Origin of the sequence: Candidatus Seribacter sulfatis (assembly GCF_964187635.1) — a bacterium.
Classification (GTDB): Bacteria; Verrucomicrobiota; Verrucomicrobiia; order Opitutales; family Seribacteraceae; genus Seribacter; species Seribacter sulfatis.
The window spans coordinates 1-4,282 of the sequence record NZ_CAXLMO010000110.1 but is presented as its reverse complement, the minus strand read 5'-3'; the positions used below and the strand labels follow the sequence as shown (position 1 = coordinate 4,282).

Genomic DNA, 4,282 nt, shown 5'->3' with positions numbered 1-4,282 from the left:
ACACCTTGCCATTACTCTGGAAAATGGGGGTACAAACACATCAACATCCCGTGTCTACAAAAATGGTACCCTGTTTGCCACTGCCACTGATAAAACCACACCTGACAGTGCCACGCGCACACCTCAATACATTGGTCGTTCTCATTACAATTCTGAAAGATACTTCACAGGCGACCTGGATGATTTCAGGCTGTACGGGTCCGCACTCTCCACCACTGATATCGCGGCCATCTATGCTGAGGCATCTGCCGGCATTTATTACCAAGCCCAGGCACTGAACAACCCGACTGGATTTTCTGCCACCGGATTGCCAGCCGGTTTGTCCATCGATACAACCACTGGTGCGATCACGGGGCACACCACTGCTGTGGGTGACCATAATATCACGCTTACCGCTTCCAACTTATCCGGCACCTCTCCTAGTAAAGTGGTCACAGTCTCAGTAACTGCTGAAAAACCACTCTTTGACCTGCAGGCAATCAATACTGATATTTCAAATATCAGTGGACTTAAACTTTGGTTGGATGCAAGTGATCTCACCTCCGCGGGTGCCTCATGGTCTGACAAAAGTAACAATGGGAACAACGCTGCAAAAACAGGTTCTCCTTCCATCATTTCCAATTTCCAAAACGGTAACACGGTTATGCACTACACGGGTGATGGACAACGACACACATTCAATATGATCAATGACATTAGAACGGTCTTTTGGATAATATCGCAAGATGTAAGTGTAAACGGTTCCGGATATCGTTTCGTTTTAAGTGATACGACCAAACATCCTCATTGGCATAACAACAATAACGGACGTTTTTGGGGTAGTCATACTGCATCTCAAGTTAAAGGTGGGGTTACTCGTTTAAACGGAAATGTTATAAATGGAGAAACCACCTCATATCCGAACTCATTGGCTATTCTTAGCGTACAAACCACCTCTAATTCGGACGCAGATTGCTTTGGGTATGATCGATCTACAACGACGAATCAATGGAGAGGTAAACTGGGAGAAATCCTCATTTACAATACGGCTTTGTCCGGTGCCGAAATTCTTACCGTTGAAGCATATCTTGCAAAGAAATGGGGTATTGGTTCAGTCAATACAACTGAGCCAAAAATTGTAACCAGTGCAGTGGGTTCAAACTCAGCCACCGCCACCGCCACTCTGTTGGAAACCGGTGGAACGGACACGACATTGGAAGTTTTTTACGGCACTGCTGATAAGGGAGAGACCGTGATTGGATGGGATAGTAACTCGAGCCTTCCCGATGCCCAGAATCCGGGTAATATCGAATTGGGTATGAGCGGACTCACAGCCAGCACCTCCTATGTTTATAGGATAAGAGCAAGCAATTCCGCAGGCTCGACCTGGTCGGATAACGTATCCTTCACCACTGGCGCCACACCCAATACACCGGCTCTCTCTGTTTCCACGCCCACTGTCGTGGGCACCAGCACGGCCACGGCAAAGGGAAACCTTCTGTCCTTCGACGGCACCACCAATCCGAATGTCACTTTGTACTATGGACCATCGGACGGCAACCAAACTGCCGAAAACTGGTCATCGAATGCGAACCTGAGCACCAAACCGGTCGGTTCCCTCAATCATAATCTGACCAGCTTGACCGCGGGAACAACCTACTTCTACCGCTATTTTGCAACCGTCACCATCAGCGGGACTGCCTACTCATCCTTTTCCGATCTGGGCTCATTCACCACCCTAGGGTTGCCCAAAATCGAAACCCCGGGCGCCACCGGGATCACCAAGACCTCGGCCACGCTCAATGCCAAGCTCACTTTTACCAATGGCAATGATTCCAATGTCACTTTTTACTGGGGAGATAACAATGGGAGTAATAATGGAAACCACAATCAATGGGACAACCCCCTTGCCTCCTCCACTAACCAGGGTGTCGGCGTAGTTGGCCAATCCATCTCCGGACTGTCCACGGGGACCACTTACTACTACACCGCCAAAGCCGTAAATGCACAGGGTACGGCCTGGGCAACAGTGAAAACTTTTGTGCCCGCCAATACGGCGATTAATAAATATTCCATTCCCGACCTTGCTCTGTGGTTGGATGCCACCGACCTCGATGGAAATGACGCCGCGGACAGTGTGGCCAATGGAAGTGCCCTGCCCTCGTGGACTGATAAATCGGTTACCCCAAAAGATGTAAATCAAACAAGCAGTACCGAGCAACCCGTCGTGATCAGCAATGCAATCGGAGGTAAATCCGTAGTCCGTTTTGATGGCAATGGAGATGTGCTTAACGTGTCTTCCATTCGTACCGAGGCGGGTGCCTACTCCATTTATGCGATTACCCAACGGATAAGTGAGTCTGGGGATACCAGTGCCCACTTGGCCAGCGAGCCAACCTGGGCATTAATCCCGAGTGCCACCGCTGATTCCTTTTCTGCCCAAGTCGCCAAAAATTCCGCATCAAGCGGTGCCAGCCTGACCAATATCAAACTCGGAAAATCCGGTAGTTCCACAACCAATGATTTTGGGGGCGATCTCGCTGAGCTATTGATCTTTTCCCGTCAATTAAACAGTACTGAAGAGCAAAAAGTGGAAGGTTACCTCGCCCATAAGTGGGGCGTGGCCAATACTCTCGATTCCAATCATAGCTACAAAGATGTACCTCCAGTCTTCGACAACAAGCCCCTGATTGGAAACATGTCGACGGCGACCATTACCACCGGGCAAAATGTTTCCATTCAAATCCCCGCCTCCCGCAACCCCTCCAGTTGGAGTGCCACTGGATTGGCTACCGGATTGAGCATTAATAATTCAGGAGTCATTTCGGGAACCACCACCTTCATCGGTGACTTCAATGCCACTGTAACTGCGATAAATTCAGATGGAAATGATTCCAAGCAGATTTCATTCAGCGTAACCAAGGGACAACGCATCATCACCTGGGATCAGAACTTCACCAATATCACTTATGGGGATGCCCCAATAACCCTGAATGCTACCGCAACCGGCACAGGTGACTTAAACTACACCTCCAGCGATAGTGACATCATCGAGATCAACGGTACCAGTGCGATTATTCGTGGAGGTGGATCGGTCACCCTCACGGCCACCGCAGTAGAAAACACCACCGCCTTTGCCGCGATTCCAGTTACGAAAATCATCTCCGTGGCCAAGGCACCGTTAACCATCACCGGACAGGATCTCACCCTCCCAGTAGGCACCAGCATTCCTGACCTCAATTATACAGCGACCGGATGGAAACATAACGACGCCAGCCTGGGGGTCGCCGCCAACCCTGCCGCTTTCTCGAACCTTGCCCTTTGGTTGGATGCAGCGGATAGTTCCACCCTCTTTTCGGATCACACTTTTAATACATCAGCAACAACCGATATTGGAGGTTGGAAAGACAAGAGTGGAAACAATAATCATGCGACCCAGGCAACATCATCAAGAAAGCCGACTTACACAGTATCCAATTCATTATTAAATAATAAATCATCTGTTTCCAGTTCCTCCGAGAATGGTTCGATCGGGCTGGACCTGCCAAGCACATCCCTTCAGGAGATCTTTGTGGTAGCCTATTATAAAGATGGTTCAGATAATTCTTTTGATAACTACAATACCCTAATCTCCGGAACAGGAACTTATGGCCAATACCGGATAATGGGTCATTCTGGAAGTAGTAACTGGTTTACGGGAAGTGATAGATTGAACGACGGTGGAAACTTTAAAAATGGGGCGACTTCCTCGAGCAATTCAGCTCTGCCTATGTCAGCAACCCTACTCCGCTTTGCCAGTTCGGTTGCCAGAACCCAGACAAGAGGAATTCTTTACAATACACAAAATGCGGACCGAGGATGGATAGGCGGCGTTGGGCAAATCATTGGTCTTTCTACAACTTCTTCGACAAGCGATCGCCAAAAAATCGAAGGCTACCTCGCCCATAAGTGGGGCTTGGCTGGCTCGTTGCCGAGCAATCACTCGCACAAGACGGTTAGCTTAACTCGTGGACCTGTGGTAACTACCAATGTCACTAATTCAAGCAGTGCGGGGACCTACTACATCCGCCCGGGCGCTGCGGCGTCCAGTAAGTACTCGTTCACTTACGCGGATGGTGACCTCGTACTCTCCAGTTTAACCGCGCAAACCATTGCCTGGGATCAGAACTTTTCCGAAGTAGGCGTGGGCCAGACGGTTGACTTAAATGCCAGTGCCACTTCCAACCTTTCCGTGATTTACTCGGTGAGCGACCCCTCGGTGGCCGAGCTTGCGGTGACCAATCAGAGCAGTTTGCATGCGTGG

General features: G+C 49.6%; 1 protein-coding gene. It reads left to right on the top strand.

Annotated elements, in window-relative coordinates; genetic code table 11:
- Positions 1-4,282: LamG-like jellyroll fold domain-containing protein (locus ACKPQ5_RS10085; RefSeq protein WP_407678982.1), on the top strand; the 4,282-nt coding region annotated here is incomplete at both ends.